General features: G+C 58.9%; 16 protein-coding genes and 2 pseudogenes. 4 read left to right on the top strand and 14 right to left on the bottom strand.

Going from position 1 to position 20,923, the window contains the following annotated elements; genetic code table 11:
- Nucleotides 1-89: 89 nt before the first annotated feature.
- A complete protein-coding gene (gene gloA, locus MME58_RS15150; protein WP_055007140.1) occupies nucleotides 90-611 on the bottom strand; it encodes a lactoylglutathione lyase in 522 nt (173 codons plus the stop codon).
- A gap of 101 nt (nucleotides 612-712) precedes the next feature.
- Here gloA and MME58_RS15145 point away from each other — a divergent pair, with 101 nt between their 5' ends.
- Nucleotides 713-1,321 carry a DUF4946 domain-containing protein gene (locus tag MME58_RS15145; RefSeq protein ID WP_054987554.1) on the top strand — a complete coding sequence of 203 codons (609 nt, stop codon included), beginning with the start codon at nucleotides 713-715 and terminating at the stop codon, nucleotides 1,319-1,321.
- A gap of 472 nt (nucleotides 1,322-1,793) precedes the next feature.
- On the opposite strand, the gene MME58_RS15140 is transcribed toward MME58_RS15145, so the two are convergent.
- The 5 genes from MME58_RS15140 to mexE all read right to left on the bottom strand — a co-directional run bounded on the left by MME58_RS15140 (nucleotide 1,794) and on the right by mexE (nucleotide 9,725).
- Nucleotides 1,794-2,156, bottom strand: a complete 363-nt coding sequence (locus tag MME58_RS15140) for a histone-like nucleoid-structuring protein, MvaT/MvaU family (protein ID WP_002553302.1) — start codon at nucleotides 2,154-2,156, stop codon at nucleotides 1,794-1,796.
- 487 nt (nucleotides 2,157-2,643) lie between these two features.
- Nucleotides 2,644-3,738, bottom strand: a complete 1,095-nt coding sequence (locus tag MME58_RS15135) for a tetratricopeptide repeat protein (protein WP_054987538.1) — start codon at nucleotides 3,736-3,738, stop codon at nucleotides 2,644-2,646.
- A gap of 144 nt (nucleotides 3,739-3,882) precedes the next feature.
- A complete protein-coding gene (locus MME58_RS15130; protein ID WP_055007141.1) occupies nucleotides 3,883-5,280 on the bottom strand; it encodes an efflux transporter outer membrane subunit in 1,398 nt (465 codons plus the stop codon).
- Nucleotides 5,280-8,471, bottom strand: coding sequence for an efflux RND transporter permease subunit (locus MME58_RS15125; RefSeq protein WP_055007142.1), 3,192 nt, complete (start codon nucleotides 8,469-8,471; stop codon nucleotides 5,280-5,282). Before MME58_RS15125 ends, MME58_RS15130 begins: the two co-directional genes overlap by 1 nt.
- A gap of 12 nt (nucleotides 8,472-8,483) precedes the next feature.
- Nucleotides 8,484-9,725, bottom strand: a complete 1,242-nt coding sequence (gene mexE / locus MME58_RS15120) for a multidrug efflux RND transporter periplasmic adaptor subunit MexE (RefSeq protein ID WP_055007143.1) — start codon at nucleotides 9,723-9,725, stop codon at nucleotides 8,484-8,486.
- Nucleotides 9,726-10,043: 318 nt separating this feature from the next.
- On the opposite strand from mexE, the pseudogene MME58_RS27840 reads away from it, so the two are divergent.
- Together MME58_RS27840 and MME58_RS27835 are read left to right on the top strand one after the other, a co-directional pair.
- A pseudogene (locus MME58_RS27840) lies at nucleotides 10,044-11,066 on the top strand (methyl-accepting chemotaxis protein); the annotation flags it as partial.
- 33 nt (nucleotides 11,067-11,099) lie between these two features.
- Nucleotides 11,100-11,972, top strand: coding sequence for a methyl-accepting chemotaxis protein (locus MME58_RS27835; protein WP_375232946.1), 873 nt, complete (start codon nucleotides 11,100-11,102; stop codon nucleotides 11,970-11,972).
- Nucleotides 11,973-12,039: 67 nt separating this feature from the next.
- On the opposite strand, the gene MME58_RS15110 is transcribed toward MME58_RS27835, so the two are convergent.
- From MME58_RS15110 to ehuB, 4 genes are read right to left on the bottom strand one after another with little or no spacing between them, the layout of a single operon-like run.
- Nucleotides 12,040-12,837, bottom strand: a complete 798-nt coding sequence (locus MME58_RS15110; protein ID WP_054987534.1) for an amino acid ABC transporter ATP-binding protein — start codon at nucleotides 12,835-12,837, stop codon at nucleotides 12,040-12,042.
- Nucleotides 12,830-13,480, bottom strand: a complete 651-nt coding sequence (ehuD, locus tag MME58_RS15105; protein WP_055007146.1) for an ectoine/hydroxyectoine ABC transporter permease subunit EhuD — start codon at nucleotides 13,478-13,480, stop codon at nucleotides 12,830-12,832. Before ehuD ends, MME58_RS15110 begins: the two co-directional genes overlap by 8 nt.
- Before the next feature lie 3 nt (nucleotides 13,481-13,483).
- Nucleotides 13,484-14,161 carry an ectoine/hydroxyectoine ABC transporter permease subunit EhuC gene (ehuC, locus tag MME58_RS15100; protein WP_054987532.1) on the bottom strand — a complete coding sequence of 226 codons (678 nt, stop codon included), beginning with the start codon at nucleotides 14,159-14,161 and terminating at the stop codon, nucleotides 13,484-13,486.
- 57 nt (nucleotides 14,162-14,218) lie between these two features.
- Nucleotides 14,219-15,091 (bottom strand): ectoine/hydroxyectoine ABC transporter substrate-binding protein EhuB, encoded by an 873-nt coding sequence (ehuB, locus tag MME58_RS15095; RefSeq protein ID WP_054987531.1) that lies wholly within the window; start codon nucleotides 15,089-15,091, stop codon nucleotides 14,219-14,221.
- Between the two features lie 351 nt (nucleotides 15,092-15,442).
- Here ehuB and MME58_RS27830 point away from each other — a divergent pair.
- A pseudogene (locus MME58_RS27830) lies at nucleotides 15,443-15,616 on the top strand (ATP-binding cassette domain-containing protein); the annotation flags it as partial.
- 39 nt (nucleotides 15,617-15,655) lie between these two features.
- On the opposite strand, the gene MME58_RS15090 reads toward MME58_RS27830, so the two are convergent.
- Genes MME58_RS15090 through MME58_RS15075 form a run of 4 tightly spaced genes read right to left on the bottom strand, consistent with a single transcriptional unit; the run spans nucleotide 15,656 to nucleotide 20,814 of the window.
- Nucleotides 15,656-17,302: a dipeptide ABC transporter ATP-binding protein gene (locus MME58_RS15090; RefSeq protein ID WP_055007147.1), complete on the bottom strand. Its 1,647-nt coding sequence runs from the start codon at nucleotides 17,300-17,302 to the stop codon at nucleotides 15,656-15,658.
- A complete protein-coding gene (locus MME58_RS15085) occupies nucleotides 17,299-18,231 on the bottom strand; it encodes an ABC transporter permease (RefSeq protein WP_082427630.1) in 933 nt (310 codons plus the stop codon). Before MME58_RS15085 ends, MME58_RS15090 begins: the two co-directional genes overlap by 4 nt.
- 4 nt (nucleotides 18,232-18,235) lie before the next feature.
- The gene (locus MME58_RS15080; RefSeq protein ID WP_054987529.1) at nucleotides 18,236-19,186 is read right to left on the bottom strand and encodes an ABC transporter permease; all 951 of its coding nucleotides are present in this window, start codon (nucleotides 19,184-19,186) and stop codon (nucleotides 18,236-18,238) included.
- Nucleotides 19,183-20,814 carry an ABC transporter substrate-binding protein gene (locus tag MME58_RS15075; protein WP_055007148.1) on the bottom strand — a complete coding sequence of 544 codons (1,632 nt, stop codon included), beginning with the start codon at nucleotides 20,812-20,814 and terminating at the stop codon, nucleotides 19,183-19,185. The genes MME58_RS15080 and MME58_RS15075 overlap by 4 nt, the downstream gene beginning before the upstream one ends.
- Nucleotides 20,815-20,923 lie beyond the last annotated feature (109 nt).

The following is a 20,923-nucleotide window of genomic DNA, read 5'->3' as shown; positions in this document are numbered from 1 at the left end:
CAAAAAGCCCCGTGAGCGATCACGGGGCTTTTTGTTGTCTGACTGATGGCTCTTCTCGCAAGAGAGCCATCAAACGGGCTGCAGGGGCCTCAGAGTGGTGTTGGCTGAATGATCTCGACCCAGTAGCCATCCGGGTCCTTGATGAAAGCCAGACTGTTCATGCGGCCATCGGACAGACGCTTTTGGAAATCAACGCCCAGATGCTCGAATCGCTCGCAGGCGACTTTCACGTCAGGCACCGAAACGCAAATGTGACCAAAGCCGCGGGGATCGCTGTTGCCGTTATGGTACGACGCTGTCGCATCGCTCTCGGTGCCGTGGTTGTGGGTCAGCTCGAGAATGCCGGGGATCGATTTCATCCATTGATTGCGCGCAGCGTCGTCTTCGGGGATCTGCACCTTGTCTACCAGCGCCAGGAAGTACAGGCTGAATTCGGCTTCCGGGAAGTCACGTTTTTCAACCAGGCTGAAGCCGAGCACGCGGGTGTAGAAATCCAGCGACTTGGTGATGTCCTTGACGCGCAGCATGGTGTGGTTGAACACAAACTGCCGGGTAGCCGCTTCAGGATCGGCTGTGACGCCCGGTAGTGTGTTGAGTTCGTGCAAGCTCATCAATGTGTCTCCAACAGAATGTACAAATAGCCCCGAATGATACGGGGCAGGGCAGGGCGTGCCAAACCCTCGTTCGGATAACGTTGCGTCGGCCTTGCTCGATCCCGGCAACAGGCTCAGAATTTCCGGCCAACTGTTTTGGCGACCTGACCATGATCCTTACGCAATACCGACGCTCCTTGCCAGGGCTGTGCCTGGGCCTGCTGATGGCCGCTGCACAGACTCATGCCGCCGATGCGATGATCATCTGGCCCGCAGGCTGGGAGGTCGAGTCGCTGCCGGCCGAGTCGAACACGCCTGTTCAACCTTCCGTGCAAGTCAGACAGCGCGCGGTGAAAAACGATCAAAGTGGCAACCCGCTGATGGTCATGGAACTGACCCAGACACGCTTGACACCCGGGCATGAGGTCAATGTCCAGGGCGTGCTGCTGGAAATGCGCAAGTCGGTTCAGGTCAATTTTGCCCGCAGCGGCTTGCAGAGTGTGTGCACCCATGTGCGTGAAAGCCAGCTCAGCGTCGTGCCGGCACTGGAGACCACTTGCACCATCACCCAGAACGGTGTCCACGTGCTGACCCAGACATTGGTGGCAGCCGCCAGCAAGGAAATGGCCTGGTCGTTGTCCTATGCGGGGTCGGCTGATGGCTACGCGGCCAACAAGGAAGAGGCGTTGCGTATTCGCGAGAGCCTGCGGCTGGACGATGCCCAGTGACGCCTGCTTTTTTGCGGGCAAAAAGAAGCCCGCCGAGGCGGGCATGGGGCGCTATTCCTTTAGCGGTCTTCATCATCCGAGAATCCATGTGAAAAAAGTGTGAAGCTGCGCGGTGCCGCTTATCCGGTAGATTTTCAATGCACCGATGCACAGTAACAAATTGTCTTACCTCTCATTACACCGGATAAACTGAACAATTACTCTACGCCTTTCAGGAATTGTTCAGGTTTGTAACTGTGTGCTGAATCGCATAATCCATGAGTTTTATTGGCGTCATTATTTTCACGGTATTAATGCCCGTGGGCCCTGAAACTCTATGTACCGGTCAGTTCACTTAATCATGTATATGAATCCCGGTTCGCGGGCAAAAGCGCAGTGTGCACGGGTGTTTGATCTATGCAAAGGTTCATCCGACGGGACGGCAGATAAAAAAAGCCCTGCAAGTGCAGGGCTTCAATTGACAAAGTTGCAATCAGGCGCGAAGCCACGAATCAACAGTGTCCACACCGTACTGCTCTTTCCACGCTTTGAGACCACGGTGGTTGCCACCCTTGGTTTCAATCAGCTCACCGGTGTGCGGGTTCTGGTAGACCTTGACCACGCGTGCACGACGACGCTTTGGTCCGGCGGGCGCGACCAGCGAGGTAGCGCTTGAAGGATCAAGGATGGCGATGATGTCGCGCAGGCTTTTACCGTACGTACCCATCAGGTCCTGGAGCTTTTGCTCGAATTCGATCTCCTTCTTCAACCCGGCGTCATTCTTCAAGGATTCCAGCTGTGCCAGCTGTTCTTGAAGGGCTTTCTCTGCTGCTCGAAACTCGGCAAGTCTGGACAAGTAATACACTCCAACAATGTAATGGCTGTTGTCAGCCCAATAAAGCGATGAGACAAAACTGATTGGCCGATTCGCTCACTCGATGCTGCCCGGTACCTGCGGTTTCTATGCTGAAACTTGGCCTGTGCGGCTTGTCGTTGCGCAGATAGAGGGTAGTTATAACTCAGTAGCCCGCAAATGATGCACCTTTTTTTTCAGTTAGAAAATAGCCTTTTTCAAATTCGTTAAATGGCAGCCGCGAAGACTGTTGGATATAGGCGATCATTTCAGTGTTGTCGGGTGCGCAGTTGTGTAAGTTATTTCCGATATTAGCCGCTGAGAGAAAACGTGTCCTGAGACACTGGACGGCTTAAAAAAAGAAACATCTGACAGGCAGGAGAGCTGGCGCATGCGGAAAGTGCAGAAATGTCTGAAGGCAGCGGGCTGAAAGGCGTTTGGCCACTTCAAGAGTGGCCTTTGGCCGGCCTGGTCGTTGGCTCTCCGGACCCTACAGACCCTGTTGCAAAACCGGGTCGTCCGGGTTCTGCTGCTCAAGCTCCGCGAGCAGAATCTGTACGTTCTGCAGCTGACCGTTTTCTTTCCAGTACTGAATCAACAGCACTCTGGCCTTGCGGTTTGCGGGCTGGCTCTGCACGATTTGCATCAACTGCCGCTGAGCGGCCTCAAGCTCGTGCAATGAGTGCAGGGCCACCGCCAGGTCATAGCGATAGTCAGTGTCATCGGGTGCCAGCTCGGTGGCTTTCGCCAGGCTGAGCACAGCGAATTCGGCTTGCCCGTGGTTTAGCAACCACATACCCAGCGCGTGCTGGAGCATGGCCGAGCCTGGGTTGTGCTCCAGCAACTGTGCGAACAGACTGCGTGCCTGCTCGGCCTGGCCTTTGCGGTCCAGCAGCTCGATGTGCGCCAGCGCCGCTTCAATATTGCCCGGGTCCAGCGCCGTGGCCCTCTGCAGCGCAGCGACAGCGGGTTCAAGATCGCCGGTCTGCAGGTAGAGCCTGGCCAGTTGCAGCTGGTTTCGAGCGTTCTGTGGCTGGCTCTTGAGCGCCTCCTGAAACGCTTCGGCACTCTGTTGCAGGACGGCAAAATACAGGCCCAGATCATCGGGTGATAGCCCTAGCAGGGCGCTGGTGGCGCGGAATCTTACGGATTGTTCGTCGTCGTCGAGCAGCGGGCCCAGTAGCAGACTGCGCTGGCTGTTGGAGACCAGCTTGACGCTGACATCGATGGCAGCTTCGCGCACGTGAGCGGACCGGTCACCCAGCGCTGCGTCGAGCAGTTTCAGGGCCTGAGGGCTGGGGTAGTCGCTTAGCTCGGCAAGCAGCGCGATGCGCTGCTCGTCAGAGAGGTCGGTTCGTGCCAGTTGCTGATACAGCACGCGCGCAGCGCCTGGCTTGCCGTCGTGCGCCTGCTCCAGTGCCTGGGCATAGGTGTGGCTCAGCCTGGCCGGAGCAGGCTGAACGGGCATGCGCCACCACCAGAAAACCAGTGAGAGCGTCAGCAGTGCCGCAGCCGCTGCGCCGATCAGCCAGCGAGGTCGAGTAGTGGTTTGAGGCGATAACCCCTTGGTAGAAAGTCTGGGCATATCGATTTCCAATGCTTGACGGGTTGCAGCTTCGGGGAGTGGCTGGCGGCTGTCAAACGACAATCATGATGCCGCCGGATTGCGGGCAAAAAAAGCCCCGCGTCCTTTACAGGGCGCGGGGCGGGTTTACCCGCGTTCGGCGTTTCAGGCCTGGGGCTGCCAGCCACCACCCAGCGCCTTGTAAATGGCCACTATGCCGCGATACAACTCGATTTCTGCCTGCGCTTGAGAGTCTTCGGCTGCCAGACGCTCGCGTTCGGCGTCCAGCAGGACCAGGAAGTCTGCGGTGCCTTCGCGGTACTGCACCGACGCCAGTCTTGCTGCGGAGCGACTTGCGTCGCTCTGGCGCATCAGCGAGACCAGCCGTTGCTGGCGTTTGTCGTAATCGCTGAAAGCGTTCTCCGACTCTTCGAGAGCCAGCAACACCTGCTGCTCATAGTTGGCCAGTGCGCCTTCGGCATCGGCGTCGGCGCTGCGGATCTGTGCCCTGACACTGCCCAGATCGAAGGCCGCCCAGGTGATGCTCGGGCCGAGTGACCAGGCTTTGGCCGCTGACGAACCGATCTGCGAGCCGCGGCCAGCGGTAAAGCCCAGAAAGCCGCTCAGGCTGACCCTGGGAAACAGATCGGCAGTTGCCACGCCGATACGTGCGGTCGAGGCTGCCAGTTGGCGCTCGGCGGCACGGATATCGGGTCGATTGCGCAACACTTGTGTCGGATCGCCAATCGGCAAGGCCTTGGCGATAGCGGGGAGTTTGCTCGGGCTCAGGTCAACGCTGAGGTTTTCCGGGCGCTCGCCCAGCAACGTGGCAATACGATTGCGTTGACGAACCTGTTCGGCCTGCAACTGCGGAACGCTCGCCTCAACAGCAGCCAGTCGTGCCTCGGCACGCACCACGTCCAGTTCGTTGCCCACTCCGGCATCGCGCAACTGAGTGGTCACATCCTGAGAGCTCTGTTGATTTTTCAGGTTGTCGCGGGCAATGGCTTCGCGCAATTGTGCGCCGCGCAGCTGCCCATAGGCATCGACCACCTCGGCAATCAGCGTGACCTGAAGCTGATACAGGTTGGCCTCGGCGGCGTCCTGATCGGCATCGCTGGCTTCCAGCTGGCGCTGAATACGTCCGAACAGGTCTATCTCCCAAGCCATGTCCAGGCCAAGGTCATAACGCTCGCTATTGACGCGCCGTTCCGTGAGGCCGGGCTGCTGACCCTTGCCCAGGTCACTGCTGGCGCGGCTGGTGACCACCGGCATAGTGTCGTTGGCAACGTCATCGCGAATCGCCCGTGCAGCTTTCAGGCGGGCGAAGGCAACGCGCAGATCGCGGTTGCCCTCCAGCGACCGGGCAACCAGTTTATTGAGTGTCGGGTCCTCGAATTGCTGCCACCACAAGGTGTTCACTTTGCTGCGGTCATAATTGCCTTGGGCCGCAGATGCCAGTTTCGCGGGTGCGGTGGCCGGTGTCTTGTAGTCCGGGCCGACAGCGCAGGCTGTCAGCGCCATGACCAGCAGGCTCGGAAGGAAGAGTTTGAACGCGCTCATCAATGCATCTCCGCAGGCAGGTTTTGCAGTCTTTGTGCTCGGGCGGCCTTGCGGGCCTCCTTGCGCTCGACGTAGTTACGGATAAGCACGTAGAACACCGGCGTCAGCAACAGGCCGAAGAACGTGACCCCCAACATCCCGGAGAACACGGCGACACCCATGGCATGGCGCATTTCCGCGCCTGCACCGCTGGACAGTACCAGTGGCACGACACCCATGATGAACGCGAAGGACGTCATCAAAATGGGGCGCAGACGCAAGCGGCAGGCTTCCAGAACCGCATTCAGCGGGCTCATCCCTTCAGCCTGTTTGTCCTTGGCGAATTCGACGATCAAAATCGCGTTCTTGCACGCCAGGCCCACCAGTACGATCAGGCCGATCTGGGTGAAGATATTGTTGTCGCTACCGGCAATCATCACCCCGGCAATCGCCGAAAGCAGGGTCATCGGTACGATCAGGATCACCGCCAGCGGCAGGCTCCAGCTTTCGTACTGGGCTGCAAGTACCAGAAAGGCCAGCAGAACACAGAGCGGGAAGACAAACAGCGCCGTGTTACCCGAAAGGATCTGTTGATACGTCAAGTCGGTCCACTCGTAGACCATGCCGTTGGGCAGCTCTTCACGCAGCAATTTCTCGACCGCCGCCTGGGCCTGGCCGGAGCTGAAGCCCGGTGCAGCAGCGCCGTTGATTTCTGCCGTGATAAAGCCGTTGTAGTGCATCACGCGATCGGGACCGGCGGTGTCGCTGACCTTGACGAAGGTCGCCAGCGGGATCATTTCCCCCAGATTGTTACGCACTTTAAGTTGACCTATCTGGTCGGCATCCTGTCGGAACTGCTGTTCCGCCTGGACATTGACCTGGTACGTGCGGCCAAACCGATTGAAGTCGTTCGCATACAGCGAGCCCAGATACACCTGCAGGGTGTCGAAGATGTCGCTGACAGCCACGCCATGCGTCTTGGCTTTCTCGCGGTCGATGGCGGCATCCACCTGCGGCACGTTGACGGTATAGCTGGTGAACAACCCGGCCAGTTCCGGCACGCTGCGACTCTTGGCAATGATGTTCTGGGTTTCCTTGTACAGCTCGTCGTAACCCAGGTTGCCACGGTCCTCTATCTGCAGGCGGAAGCCGCCGATGGTACCCAGGCCCTGTACTGGAGGTGGCGGGAAGATCGCCATGTAGGCTTCCTGAATCGACGCGAACTGACCGTTCAAGGCACCGGCGATTGCGTTGGCCGACAGGCTTGGATCCTTGCGCTCGTCAAACGGTTTGAGCGCGACGAACACCACGCCGTTGTTCGGGCTGTTGGTAAAGCCATTGATCGACAGGCCGGGGAAGGCAATCGCGTTTTCCACGCCCGGCTGTTTGAGTGCCAGCTCGGACATGCGCTTGATGACGTCTTCTGTGCGGTCCAGGCTGGCAGCGTCCGGCAACTGGGCAAAGGCCACCAGGTATTGCTTGTCCTGGCTGGGCACAAAACCGGTTGGCGTGCTGGCGAAACCCAGCCAGGTCAGGACCATCAGGCCTGCATATACCAGCAGCGCGATGCCACTGCTGCGAATGACCCGGGCGACGGTGCCGACATAACCGTGGCTGGCTTTTTCAAAGAAACGGTTGAACGGACGGAACAGCCAGCCGCCGAGCATTTTGTCCAGGAAGCGCGAAAAGCGGTCCTTGGGTGCATCGTGACCTTTGAGCAGTACCGCCGCCAGGGCAGGCGACAAGGTCAGCGAATTGAAGGCCGAGATGACTGTCGAGATGGCGATGGTCAGCGCGAACTGCTTGTAGAACTGCCCGGTCAGGCCGGAAATGAACGCTGCCGGAACGAACACAGCGCACAGCACCAGCGCCGTGGCAATGATTGGCCCCGTCACCTCGGCCATCGCCTTGTGCGTGGCTTCTACCGGTTCGAGCCCCAACTCGATGTTCCGTTCGACGTTCTCCACCACCACGATCGCGTCGTCCACCACGATACCGATCGCCAGCACCAGCCCGAACAATGACAGCGCGTTCAGGGAGAAGCCGAACATGTGCATGACGGCAAAGGTACCGATCAACGAGACCGGTACGGCCACCAGTGGAATGATCGAGGCGCGCCAGGTCTGCAGGAACAGGATCACCACCAGCACCACCAGGATCAGCGCTTCGAACAGGGTGTGAATCACCGCCTCGATGGAGCCGCGCACGAAGATCGTCGGGTCATAGACAATGCTGTAGTCCATACCCTCCGGGAAGCTTTTTTTCAGCTCGGCCATTCTGGCCCGTACATCGTTGGAGATGTCGATGGCGTTGGAGCCGGGCCGCTGAAAAATAGGGATAGCCACGGCAGGCTGGTTATTGAGCAGCGAGCGCAACGCATACTGGCTTGAGCCCAGTTCGATGCGGGCAACATCCTTCAGGCGAGTGATTTCACCGTCAGCGCCTGCGCGAACGACAACGTTCTCGAATTCTTCCTCGCTGACCAGGCGGCCCTGAGTATTGATCGACATCTGAAAGCTGGTGGCATTCGGCGAAGGCGGAGAGCCCAGCTGGCCTGCGGCAACCTGGCGGTTCTGCTCGCGAATCGCATTGACTACATCGGTGGCGGTCAGGTTGCGCGACGCAGTCTTGTTGGGGTCCAGCCAGACACGTAACGAATAGTCGCCCATGCCGAACAGTTGCACATCACCGACACCGCCCAATCGTGCCAGCTCATCCTTGATGTTGAGCACGGCATAATTGGACAGGTACAGCATGTCGTAGCGCTGGTCTGGCGAGGTCAAGTGCACGACCATGGTCAGGTCGGGGGAGGCCTTGTCCACGGTGATACCGATGCGTGTGACTTCTTCCGGCAGCTTGGGCTCGGTGCGGGTCACTCGGTTTTGCACCTGCACCTGGGCGTTGTCCAGTTCAGTGCCCAGCGCAAAAGTGATGGTCAGGGTCAGCTTGCCATCGGCAGTGGCCTGGGACGACATGTAGAGCATGCCTTCCACACCGGTAATCGCCTGTTCCAGTGGCGAGGCTACGGTTTCACCGATCACCTTGGGGTTGGCACCGGGGAAGTTGGCCCGCACCACGACCGTCGGCGGCACTACTTCCGGGTATTCACTGATGGGCAACTGGAACAGCGAAATGGCTCCGGCGATCAGGATCAGCAGTGACAGCACTGCGGCAAAGATCGGCCGGGAGATAAAGAATTTGGAGAAGTTCATCGGACGAGTCCCTTAGCCGCGCGGCGCAGTGGCGCTGGCGATTTTGACGGCCGCTTTGGGCGCCACTTGTGGCAGGTTGCTGGCTTCGAGGGCCTGGCGTTGTTTGAGCAATGCTGCAAGGGTGTCGGCGCTGGCCATCGGCGTTACCTCCGGGTCTACAGGCTGGCCGGGACGCACGCGCTGCAAGCCTTTGACGACGATGGTGTCGTCCTTGCCCAGGCCGTTACGCACAATGCGCAAGCCTTCGATTTTCGGGCCCAGCTCGACAGCCCGGTAGGCGGGCTTGTTGTCCTTGTCCATGACCAGTACAAATTTCTTGCCCAGGTCAGTACCCACGGCTTCATCATTGATCAGCACGGCCGGATAAGTACCGCTGCCCACCAGTTTCAGACGGGCATAGAGGCCCGGAGTAAAGTCACCATTGGCGTTATCGAACACTGCACGACCGCGAATGGTGCCGGTCCTCGGGTTGACCTGGTTATCGACAAAGTTCATCTGTCCCAGGTGCGGGTTGCCGGTTTCGCTGGACAGGCCAAGGTATACCGGCGTGGTCTGGCCGCGCTGCCCTTTGCGGGCTAGCTCGGTGTACTTGAGGAATACGCGTTCGTCAGCGTCGAAGTAGGCGTAGACCTTGTCGGTAGAGACCACGCTGGTCAGTGCGGTGACATCTGCAGTCACAATGTTGCCCGCGGTAATTTCGGCGCGGCTTACGCGGCCTGTAATGGGTGCGGTAACACGGGTAAAGCTTAGGTTCAGTCGAGCCAGGTCCAACTGCGCCTGAATGGCGGCGACACCGGCCTTGGCTTCCTGCGCCGAAGAGGTCCGCGACTCGGCCAGTTCGGCGGAAATCGCATTGTTGGTACGCAGACGCTCGCCGCGCTGAGCTTCATTGTCACTGCGCAATGCAACGGCGCGGGCCTGCTGCAGTTGTGCTTCGAGACGACGAACGTCGGACTGGAACGGACGCGGGTCGATCTGGAACAACAGATCGCCTTTCTTGACCAGCGAGCCATCGGTGAACGCTACCTGATCGATCTGACCGGAGACCCTGGGACGTACCTCCACGGTTTCCGGGGCTTCAAGACGACCCGTGAATTCATCCCATTCGTTGATGGGCTGCTCAAGCACCTTGGCCACGCTGACCTTGGCTGCACCAGGCGCACTAGTGGCTTCCGGCGCCCGGCTGCAGGCACTGATAACGATAAGGGCGAGGGCGGTGAGGGGAAAGCGCAGATGGCTGATTGTCTGGTGCATGGGAAGTTCCGCCGATAGTAAAGAATGGGCGGATTCTGTTGCGCATGGGGTGTTATTAACGAATCGAATGAACCGAAGGTTACTATCACCGGCAATGATGAGTGCCTATAGGTCAGTGAAAATTCATGTCCGCGTAACCCTACAGGTGGACCCTTGCCGAGTATTTGGGGGGGCAGGCGCTCCCCTGATAGAGAAAACCAGAAAAGATCATGTCATATTGCTATCTTTCCGATTAATCTTTGCAATCGCTACGGCTATAAAGTTGTTCAGCGAACAGTCGATCCTTGGGTATCACGATAAATTCCGAGGAAAAATTTGATGAAGTCGACATGGCTGGACAATTTGAAGGTCAGTAAAAAGCTGAGTTTGGGTTTCGGTCTGATACTGCTGGGCGTACTTACGGTCACCGCGATAGGTTACCTCAGCACCAACCTGCTGATCGAGCGGCTGGGCAAGGCCGCCAGGGTTTCCGAGGTAAAGGCCGATGCGCTGAGCCTTAGAGTCGCCTCACAGACCTATACCGCCAAGCCTGACGCGAGCAATTCGCAGAGCTACACGGCCGCTCTGGACAACCTCGGCAAGACCATCGAGGAAGGCCTGAAGATTCTGACCGTTCCGGCCAACGCCGATATCCTCAGAGGTATTCGCGATCAGGCGGGAGTAGTGAAACAAACGTTCAGCCGGTTGGTCGATAATAATCGGCAAATTGATCAGGCCATGCAGCCGCTGATCACCATTTCCGAACAGGTCAGCGGCAGTTTCGAGACACTGCTGCAAAAGACTTTTGACGACGTTTCCCGTTCGCTGGATCAGAGCGGTATCGATCAAGTGAAGATTGCCGGCGACCTGCGTAATGGCATGACCAATTTTCGCCTGGTGTTTCGCCGTTATATCAGTATCCCGACCGCTGAAAACAGGCAGATTACCTTCGACGCTGCCGACTCGCTGATCGCTCAGGTGGGCAGCGCGCGCAATCAATTGCCGAACAAGGCAGGCCCGGCAGTGGATGAGGCGCTGGCGGCACTGCAACAGTACAAGTCGTTGATGGTCTCCATTTCGCAACTGATACAACAGAGTGATCAGATTCGCGACAGCCTTCGCCAGCAGTCAATGGACATCGTCACCAGTACGGAAAAACTGATGGCGGGGCAAGTGGCCAGTGCCAATCAAGAAAAAGATAGCGCGGTAACCCAGTTGCTCACCGTGGCAGTGACCGTGTTGCTGCTGGGCATCTTCGCGGCGATCCTGATTACCCGTCAGATCACCCGTCCGCTCGATTCGACTGTGATCGCGGCGCGGCGGATTGCCGACGGCGATCTGACCAACGACCTCAGCACCACTCGCCAGGATGAGCTGGGCCTGCTGCAAAACACCATGCAACACATGACCGTATCGCTGCGTACCCTGATTGGCGGTATCAGTAATGGCGTGACACAAATTGCCACGGCGGCCGAGGAGCTTTCAGCCGTCAGCGAGCAGACCAGCGCGGGTGTCACTCAGCAGAAACTGGAAGTCGATCAGGTGGCGACAGCCATGAACCAGATGGCGTCCACTGTTCAGGAGGTGGCGCAAAACACTGAAGATGCATCGCAGGCCGCCAGACAGGCCAGTGGCCGTGCAGCCCATGGCAGCAGCGTTGTGCAAAACGCCACTCGCGAAATCAGCCAGCTTGCCGGTGAAGTGGGGCAACTGGGCCAGGCCATGCAGCGCCTGATTCAGGACAGCGACAAGATTGGCGGCGTCATCGATGTGATCAAGGCGGTCGCAGAACAGACCAACCTGCTGGCCCTCAATGCCGCGATCGAAGCTGCACGTGCAGGTGAGCAGGGCCGTGGTTTTGCCGTGGTAGCCGATGAAGTGCGCTCGCTGGCGCAGCGTACACAGTCATCCACGACTGAAATCGAGGCGCTGATAAAGTCCTTGCAGGATGGCACCGGCGCAGCATCGGAGCTGATGAATGCCAGCCGTCAACGCACTGAAGGTACGGTGGCGCTGGCGCGGCAGGCCGAAGAATCGCTGCATGAAATCACTCATTCGATTGTGACCATCGAACAGATGAGTCAACAGATTTCTGCTGCCGCTGAAGAGCAGAGCGCCGTGACCGACGAAATCAATCGCAGTGTGATCAGTGTACGGGACATCGCCGATCAGTCGGCCACCGCTACCGAGCAAAGCGCGGCGTCTACCGTGGAACTGGCGCGCCTTGGCAGCAAACTGCAGGACATGGTTGCGCGCTTCCGGATCTGATTGTCGCCACTTTCAAAGTGTTGCGAAGTTCAAAAGTCTCAACCTGCAAAAAGAGCGGCGCTGGCAATCAGCGCTGCTCCACCCTCTGCAGAAACCTTCGAGTCCGCTCGTTTTGCGGATTCAGCAGAATTTCGCTTGGGGTGCCGTCCGCCACGATGCGGCCGCCTTCCATGAACAGCACACGGTCGGCGATGTCCTGGGCAAATTTTATTTCGTGGGTGACCAACAGCATGGTCATCTGAAACTCGTGGGCAATCGAGCGAATAACCGCCAGCACCTCACCTACCAACTCGGGGTCGAGCGCCGAGGTGACTTCATCGAACAGCATGACCTGCGGGCGCATGGCCAGCGCTCTGGCAATCGCCACGCGCTGCTGCTGACCGCCGGAAAGCTGGCTCGGGTAGGCATCGGCTTTATGCGCAAGCCCGACCAGCCCGAGGTACTGATGAGCGCGTTCAAGGGCTTCCTCCCTGGACAGTCTGAGCACGCGTAACGGCGCTTCGGTGATATTTCCCTGCACCGTAAGGTGCGGGAACAGATTGAACTGCTGAAACACCATACCCACCCGATGCTCTACCGGAGTCTTGCCCGAGCCAGGCCATTGCCATCGAGGCTTGCGCACCGGCACTGTTTTGCCAGCCACTTCGATGCTGCCTTGCTGATAGCTTTCAAGGCCCTTGATAAGGCGCAGTACTGTAGATTTTCCCGAGCCGCTGGGACCGATCAGGGCGACTTTCTGTCCTTGAGGGATGCTCAGGTCGAGGTGGTCGATGATCCGGTTGCGACCGAAGTCCTTGACCACTTGTTTCAACTGTATCTGCGTGGTGCTGACGGACGGGATTGCGGTGTGTGCAAGATCAGACATGGCTGCGTCTTTCCAGGTATTTGAACAGCAACGAGGTCGGCACACTGATTGCCAGGAACATCAGCGCCATTACTGTGTACGGTTCGTTGTAACGATAGGTCATACCGGAGATCTGCTTGGCGGCCTGAAACAGTTCGGGGATGGTAATCACTGCCAGCAGCGGCGTTTCCTTGAACATCCCGATCAGATAATTGCCGAGCACCGGCAGCATGGGTTTCAACGCCTGCGGAAGGATGATGCGCCGCCAGGTGTCGCCCCGACTGAAGTCCAGAGCGCGTGCGGCTTCCCATTGCCCGGCGGGGATGTCATCAATGGCGCCGCGATACGCTTCGGCAATGTAAGCGGCGTAATAGCATCCAAGGCCGATCACGCCGGTGGTCATCGGCGCAAACGTTATGCCTGCCAAGGGGAACGCAAAGAACAGAACATACAGCTGGACCATCAGCGGCGTGTTACGGAAAAAGCTCAGGTAGCCCTTGCTCAGGCGATGCACCAGAGTCATCGGCGAGCGCAATGTCAGGGCCAGGACCAGACCGAGCAAAACCGCGAGCAGAAACCCCAGTAGCACAACCTGCACGGTCACCAGCAGGCCCTGAAACAGCTCTGGCAGGATCGACCAGGCGAAAGCGACATCAAACTCCATCGTTCATCCCCTGGCTGTGCGCCACGCAGTGGCGTGCTGCTCATACCGTTTGACCAGCCAGCTCAGTGGCCAGGCCATTACGAAATAGCAGACCAGCACGATGCTCCAGATCAGCGTTTGCTGGCCCAGCGTGGTTATCAATTGACTGCCGGTAAAGGTCAGGTCGGTGAGGGTAATGAGCGAAACCAGCGACGTGGTTTTCAGCAGCTCGACCAATTGATTGCCCATCGGCGGGATCATGAACGGCAGGGCCTGCGGCAGGATGATTCGCCGAAATGCACTGACCGGCCCGAAGTCCAGTGCACGCACAGCATCACGTTGGCCCTGGCTGACGTTGATCAGTGCCGAGCGAATGATTTCCGCGCCATACGCCGAAAACGTCAGGCCCAGCCCCAGCACGCCCGTTGTCATGGGTGACAGGCGAATGCCGAACAGTGGCAGGATGAAAAACAGATAGAACAGCAGCACCAATGCAGAGATGCCACGCAGCACCTCGACATACACAGTGGCGAACCAGCGTAACGCCCTGAACGGCGAGAGGCGCATCAGGGCGATTACAAACGAGAGCACCAGCACCAGCAGTTCGGCAAGCACCGTGATCTGCAGGGTGATCCAGGCACCGTGGGCCAATTGTCTGGCAATGAAACCTGCGGTTTCCAGTGTTGCAGCGTCAACAGGCATGGCCGTACTCGTATGGGTCAGGGCCGTTTACTGCGCGCCATTGCTCGGCGGGGCAGGTCATGGGTTGCAGCGTTGGGCTGCGGTGATGGCCGGGTCAGCCAGTTCGTTTTCGCTGTAGCCGTACTTCTGCAGGATTTTCAGCAGCTCGCCCGACGCCCTGAGTTTCGCCAGTTGCTCGTTGAAAGCCTGTTCAAAAGCCGGATCGTTCTTTGGCAGGCCGTAGGCATGGTAATTCCAGCCCGGTTTGCCGCTGGCGTCCGGGATCTGCTCGAAAGGCAACGCACGTTCGATGTCCGGGCTATTGGCCTTCTTGATCAGACTGATGACTTCGGCATCCGGGAAATACACCACATCGACCCGATCTGCCAGCAAGGCGGCCAGCGCCTCGGTGTCCTTGTCGAACAGCACCACGTTGCTGTTGGCGATACCGCTGTCCTTGGCTTCCTGAACCTGATTGCTGCCAGGCTGAGTGGCCAGACGCGCCTTGGCGTTGCTGGCGACGTCCTTGAGGCTGTGCAGGTTCAGCGGGTTACCGGCCTTGACGATGAACGCACCGCCGGAGCGCGTCACCGGGTTGGAAAACGAGATGACTTTACAGCGGTTCGGGTTGATGAAGAGGCCGGCGCCAATCAGATCGAAACGACCCGCTGCCAGGCCCGGCACCAGAGAGCCGAAATCAGTGATGGGCGTCTCGATCTGTTTGATGCCCAATGGCTCAAGGATCGCACGCAGTATCTCGACATTGGCCCCGGTTGCCTTGCCATCGGTGCCGATGTAAGCATAAGGCTGTTCGTTGGCGATGCCGGCGGTCAGGCCGTCGCTGCGTCCTTTTTCCAGCAGGCCGGCCAGTACAGGGAATGAAACGACAACATTCAGTAGCAGGGCTGAACCCATCAGGGCTGGGAACGACAGGGTCTTTGTGCCTTTCATTGCGGGTGCTCGAAGGAAGGTAGAAGGAAGGCAGGCGTATGCATCACCTGTAGAGCTGTTTGCGCAGAGCGTTCTAACGCACTGCATGTTTTGCATAAGGCAGCACCTTATAGCTATTAAAAGATAAATCTAAATATCAATAACGAATATGCATATACGTTTGTTCAGAGCGTTGAACGCCTTGGAAACGTAGCGTGCGGATCCGTCCATTTGTATGCTTATTGGTTATTTATAACTTTTTGGTTAGTCAATTTGGCTCTGTAGCACTGCGCCTGCAGTGGGCGGTATCTTGCTTCACTTCAGTGTGGATTGGCCCTGTTTTTACCCGTTTTTTCCTGCTTTGAGATGCCCATGAAAGCACCGCCAGATGTTCGCAAAAAGGCGTGGGTCAGCGTCACGGGCCTGAGCAAGTCGTTTGCATCACCGTGTGTTGCAAGACCTCGAGCTGGATCTTTTTCCGGTTAGGTGGTGGCCTTGCTCGGTGCCAACGGCGCAGGTAAATCGACGTTGGTGAAAATCCTCTCATGATCTTCCTGAAATAGGCGGCTGAAAACGGGCCGGTATCTATTGCCGGGCCACTGTCTGTAGTTCCAGGCGACGGCCAGGTATCGCGGCAATCAGTTCCTGAGTGTAGACAGCTTCAGGTCGCTCGAAAACGTTGCTGGCCGGGCCTTGTTCAATGGTCTTGCCATGCTTGAGCACCAGTACCTGATGAGCGACGCTGGCGACCACTGCGAGGTCATGAGAAACCAGTACATAGGCGATACCTGATTCGGCTTGCAACTCTGCCAGCAGGTCGAGGATCTGCGCCTGCACCGAGACATCCAGCGCCGAAACAGGCTCATCGAGCAGCAGCAGATCCGGTTGCAGGGCCAGCGCTCTGGCAATTGCGACACGCTGACGCTGGCCACCGGAAAGCTCACGGGGCAGCCGGTCCAGATACGCGACGGGCAAGTGGACTCGCTCGATTAACTGGCGGGCGGCGTGTTCCAGCTCCCGACCTTTCAGCAGACCAAACGAAACCAGTGGCTCAACGATGCTTTCGAATAGCGTGAAGCGCGGGTCGAGGGCGGCAAACGGGTTTTGCTGCACCAGCTGGATGCGCCGTCGCAATGGTCTGAACTCCCGCCAGCCAAGGTCTGTGACATCGCGCCCTTCAAACAGCACTCGCCCGTGTGTCGGTTTCTCCAGGCCCAGGGCAATGCGTAGCGCGGTGCTTTTGCCCGAACCGGACTCGCCCACAATCGCCAGGGTCTGGCCGGGATATACCTTGAAGTTGACGTCCTGCAACGCCTGGAATTCTGCATCCTCACCTTTGACGTATGGCAAATGATACGTCTTGCCGACGTTGCTCAGGGTCAGCAGTGGTGTGTCGTTGTTCGCGACCGGGCGAGGCGCGACCGGGCTCTTGCGCTGGCCAAAAGCAGGTGCTGCAGCGATCAGCGCGCGTGTGTAGGCATGGCCTGGGTTGATGAGGATGTGTTGTGGCGCACCTTCTTCGACCAGCTCGCCACTTTTCATCACCAGCACGCGATCAGCACGATCAGCTGCCACGCCCAGATCATGGGTGATGATCAGCAGGGAAATGCCACGTTCGGCCACCAGCCGTTGCAAGTGGTCGAGGATCTTGCGTTGTACCGTCACATCCAGCGCGCTGGTCGGCTCGTCAGCGATGATCAGGCGCGGGTTGCCGGCAAGGGCGATGGCAATCAGCACGCGCTGGCGCATGCCGCCGGACAGCTCGTGCGGGTACTGCCGGGCGCGTAGTACGGGTTTGTCCAGACCGACTTGCTGGAGCAAATCCAGCACATCGGCGTCGACTGACGGGTAGCGGCGGCCATTGGCCTGCATCAGCGATTCGGCGATTTGCCGGCCGATACGAAGGGTCGGATTGAGGCTGACCGTCGGTTCCTGTGGCACCAGGCCGATCACGCTGCCGCGAATCCGGCGTTTTTCTCGCTCCGAGGCGTGGCTCAGGTCATGACCATCGACGTGCAACTGGCCGCCGGTGACAGTCGCGTTGTCCGGCAACAGACCCAGTATGGCGTTGGCCATCGTCGACTTGCCGGACCCGGATTCGCCGACAATCGCCACGGTTTCGCCTCTGGCTACCTGAAACGACACGTTGCGCACGGCCTGGTTGGTCTGACCGTCGAAATGATAGGCGACGCTCAGGCGACGGATGTCGATCAGCTGCGAGCTGGCAGTCATCGTTGAACCTCTTCCAGGGTGCGGGCGATATGGTTGAAGCTGAACACCACACCGACCAGAAACAGGCCAGGCAGCAGCGACACCCAGGGTGCCGTCATCAGGAAGTGACGGCCGTTGGCGATCAGCGTGCCCCATTCGGCAGCCGGTGGCTCGGCACCGAAACCAAGGAAACTCAGTCCCGCAGTGGCCAGAATCGCTGCGCCGAAGTCCAGCGTTGCGAGCACTGCCACCGGACCCCAGGCGTTGGGCAGAATGTGGCGCAGCAGGGTTCGGGTCCAGCTGGCACCGCCCAGACGCGCCGCTTCGACGTAAGGCAGCGTCTTGACCCGCAGCACTTCGGCACGGGTGGTACGAGCAAAACCGGGGATGATCCCTACACCCACCGCGATGGCCACTGGAAGGGTGCCAAAACCGATCGCGGTGACAATCGCCAGCGCCAGTAACAGGCCGGGCAGGGCCAGCAAAACATCGATGAAGCGCATGATCACGGCATCGATGCGCCCGCCTGCAAAGCCGGAAATCACGCCGAGGCTCAGGCCACCAAGCATGGCGATGCCTACCGCGAGCAGTGCAGCCTGTACCGACAGGCTCGATCCGTGAACCACGCGGGTATAGAGATCACGGCCCAGTTCATCGGTGCCGAACCAATGCGCGGCATTTGGCGCGATGAGCTTGTCGGTGGGCGAGGTGGCGTAAGGTGCATAGCTGCTCAGCAAGCTGGGGGCCAGCGCAGCCAGCAACGCAAACGCGACCATTGCCACGGCCAGCAGAAAACCCGGCCGACGCAGCAGAGGACGGGCCGCTTCCACGGCGCGACTCAGACTGCTGCGCCGCCGCCAGTGCGCAGCAGGCGCTGTTTTACCGGGATTGGCGTGGTCTGGAGCGACAAGTCGGGTCAGGCGCGCAAGGCGGCTATCGAAAATAGTCATGGTGTCAGGAGACCTTTGGCGTGTGGGCGATGCGCGGGTCCAGCGCGGGGTACAGAAGGTCAACGATCAGGTTGACCAGGACGAAAGCCGCTGCCGAGACCGCAACGATGGCCAGTACCACGGGGATGTCCTGACGCAGCACGGCCTCCTGGGCAAGGCGACCGACTCCGGAGCGGGCGAAAATGGTTTCTACCAGCACCGCACCTGACACCGTATTGCCCACTTGCAGGCCGATCAGTGTCAGGAGTGGCAATGCAGCGTTCTTGAACGCATGGCGGGCCTGCACCTGCGCACGGGTCAGGCCTTTGGCGTAAGCGGTAATGATGTAGGGTTCTTTCCAGACCCCTTGAAAGCCGCGCTGCAAGACCTGGGCGTACACCGCAGCGCTGGGGATCGCCAGCGTGACGGCGGGTAATATCAGGCTGGCAATGCCCTGATTGCCGGTTGCCGGGAACCAGCCAAGGCTGAACGCGAACAACTGAATGAATAACAGGCCCATCCAGAATACAGGCACCGAAAAGCCCAGCGACGGCAGTCGGGACAGCGCGACCTTCAACGGCTGCCAGCGTACGTAGGCGGTGAGGTAAGCCAGTCCGACGCCGCCGATCAGCGATAAGACAATGGCCATTCCGGCCAGGCCGAGGGTCTGCGGAAGACGTTCGGCCAGCAGCTCGGAAACCGGACGATTGAGTGTCAGCGAATTGCCGAAATCACCCTGGAGCGCGCCCCACAGCAGATCTACATACTGCTCGAAGACGCCGCGGTCCAGCCCGTAATAGAGCTTGGCCTGAGCAAGGTCCTGCGCGGACAGGGAGTCGATTTCGACACCCGAGGCGCTGAGCATGATCGACAGGGTGTCGCCGGGCAGCAGATACAGAATGAAATAGGTGATGCTGTAGGCACCCCAGAGTACCAGCAGCGCCTGAGCGATCCGGCCAAGGATATAGCGGCTCATGGCGCTGTGGTCTCGATATCGTTGAACAGCGCGAAACCTTCGGCGGTCCAGTGGAAGTTACGAACATTTTTCGCGGTGGCGGCTTGCCAGACCCGCTCATAGATCGGGAATGCCGAGCCTTCGTCTATCAACAGGTCTTGCAAGTCGCCATAGGCTTTGGCGCGCTGCTCGCTGCGTGTGGCGGTCAGCCCTGCATCGAACAGCTCCAGAGCCTTTGGCAGTGTTTGCGGAGCGTACAGATTGGTTGCCAGCGTCGAGCTGTTGGCGCTGCGCGGATCGATGATGGTTTGGAGGATGATCGGGTCGGCGCGGGTCATGTAGGTGTAGGTCAGGTCGTAGTTGCCTGCAGCATTGTTCGCGGCCCACTCGGCGGTGGTGACCACGTTGAGCTTGAGCTCGATACCGACCTTGCGCAGTTGATCCTGGATCAGCACATCGCCAGCGGTCTCGGCAGGCGACAGGTTGTAGGTCAGTTTCAGGCGTTTGCCTTCCTTGTAGCGATAGCCGTCGGCATTTTTCGCCCAGCCAGCCTCGTCAAGCAAACGCTCGGCACCTTGAGGGTCGTACACCAGTTTGTCTGCCTGGCTTTTGTAAAACGGTGTGGTGACATCGTAGATGCCTGAAACCACCGGGAATTGCGGGTTGTAGACCGCGGCTGCGTAGGTCTTGCGGTCGATGGCCTTTTGCAGGGCCAGACGCACGTTGCGGTCGGCAAGGATGCGATTGCCACGGGTATTGGGGTACATATTCAGGGCGGGTCCTGGCAGCGAGCGGCTCTGGATGGTCGCCCCCTTGGACTTGAACAGGTTCAGGTCGACCTCGGAGAACGGATTGCGCGGCCAGAGGATATCGACCTGGCCCTGAACGAACTGCCCGTTGCGTACGCTTTCTTCCGGCACGTAGCTGACTTCGACAGCATCCAGATGTGCCTCGCCTTTGTTCTGCGCGTTGGCCGATGGCCAGGCGTAGCCCTTGCGTTTGATCAGGCGCAAACCGCTTTCAGGGGTGTAGCGCTCCAGCACGAACGGCCCGGTGCCAATGATCGCGCCGAATGAGCGCTCCTTGACGCTGAGCGTGTAGGACTGCGGGGCGAGAATGGCAAGATTGGTGGTAGAGGTGGCTTGCAGGAAACCGGCATTGGGTTTGGCCAGCACCAATTTGACGGTGAACTCGTCCAGCACCTGAGCGTGGTCGTAGCCCTTTACATAGGTGGCACCAAAGGTGGCCGGCAACTGATCGGCGAACGCTTTGTTGGTGTCATAGGCGGTCTTTACTGCCTGCGCATCGAAACGCGTGCCATTGCTGAACGTTACGTCCTTGCGCAGGTGAAAGGTGTATTCCAGCGCGTTTTCACTGACCTCCCAACGTTCGGCCAGCCACGGAATAATCGCGCCAGTTTGCGGGTCCTGGTCGGTGAGAGACTCGGCGACATTACGCAGCACCACCCGATGTTCCAGCCAGTACACCTGAAACGGGTCGAGGCTGACCAGTGTGGTGTTGTCTCTGAAAAAGGCGATTTTGAGCGTCTTGTCTGTCTGGCCGTCCTGACCGGAGGGCGAGCAGCCGAACAGGGTCAGGACTGTGACGACAGCGACCAGCAGGCGCACGAGGACAGAGCGTCCGGTCATCGCAGGGTCCTCCGAGTCGCGAATCCATTTGTGAGTGTCGAAGGTCTGGTACGGCGCATGGAAGGTCCTCTTCAATTCGTGCACAGCGTGTCAATGCTGATTTTTTAAG

Origin of the sequence: Pseudomonas syringae pv. tagetis, from assembly GCF_022557255.1 — a bacterium.
Classification (GTDB): domain Bacteria; phylum Pseudomonadota; class Gammaproteobacteria; order Pseudomonadales; family Pseudomonadaceae; genus Aquipseudomonas; species Aquipseudomonas caricapapayae.
The sequence above is the reverse complement of the archived record's forward strand: the minus strand, read 5'-3'. Positions and strand labels throughout refer to the sequence as shown.

Coding starts and splice junctions, on each gene's coding strand:
- gloA (WP_055007140.1), bottom strand. CDS start 611: ATGAGCTTGCACGAACTCAACACACTACCGGGCGTCACAGCCGATCCT.
- MME58_RS15135 (WP_054987538.1), bottom strand. CDS start 3,738: ATGCCCAGACTTTCTACCAAGGGGTTATCGCCTCAAACCACTACTCGA.
- MME58_RS15130 (WP_055007141.1), bottom strand. CDS start 5,280: ATGAGCGCGTTCAAACTCTTCCTTCCGAGCCTGCTGGTCATGGCGCTG.
- MME58_RS15125 (WP_055007142.1), bottom strand. CDS start 8,471: ATGAACTTCTCCAAATTCTTTATCTCCCGGCCGATCTTTGCCGCAGTG.
- mexE (WP_055007143.1), bottom strand. CDS start 9,725: ATGCACCAGACAATCAGCCATCTGCGCTTTCCCCTCACCGCCCTCGCC.
- MME58_RS27835 (WP_375232946.1), top strand. CDS start 11,100: ATGCAACACATGACCGTATCGCTGCGTACCCTGATTGGCGGTATCAGT.
- MME58_RS15110 (WP_054987534.1), bottom strand. CDS start 12,837: ATGTCTGATCTTGCACACACCGCAATCCCGTCCGTCAGCACCACGCAG.
- ehuD (WP_055007146.1), bottom strand. CDS start 13,480: ATGGAGTTTGATGTCGCTTTCGCCTGGTCGATCCTGCCAGAGCTGTTT.
- ehuC (WP_054987532.1), bottom strand. CDS start 14,161: ATGCCTGTTGACGCTGCAACACTGGAAACCGCAGGTTTCATTGCCAGA.
- ehuB (WP_054987531.1), bottom strand. CDS start 15,091: ATGAAAGGCACAAAGACCCTGTCGTTCCCAGCCCTGATGGGTTCAGCC.
- MME58_RS15090 (WP_055007147.1), bottom strand. CDS start 17,302: ATGACTGCCAGCTCGCAGCTGATCGACATCCGTCGCCTGAGCGTCGCC.
- MME58_RS15085 (WP_082427630.1), bottom strand. CDS start 18,231: ATGACTATTTTCGATAGCCGCCTTGCGCGCCTGACCCGACTTGTCGCT.
- MME58_RS15080 (WP_054987529.1), bottom strand. CDS start 19,186: ATGAGCCGCTATATCCTTGGCCGGATCGCTCAGGCGCTGCTGGTACTC.
- MME58_RS15075 (WP_055007148.1), bottom strand. CDS start 20,814: ATGACCGGACGCTCTGTCCTCGTGCGCCTGCTGGTCGCTGTCGTCACA.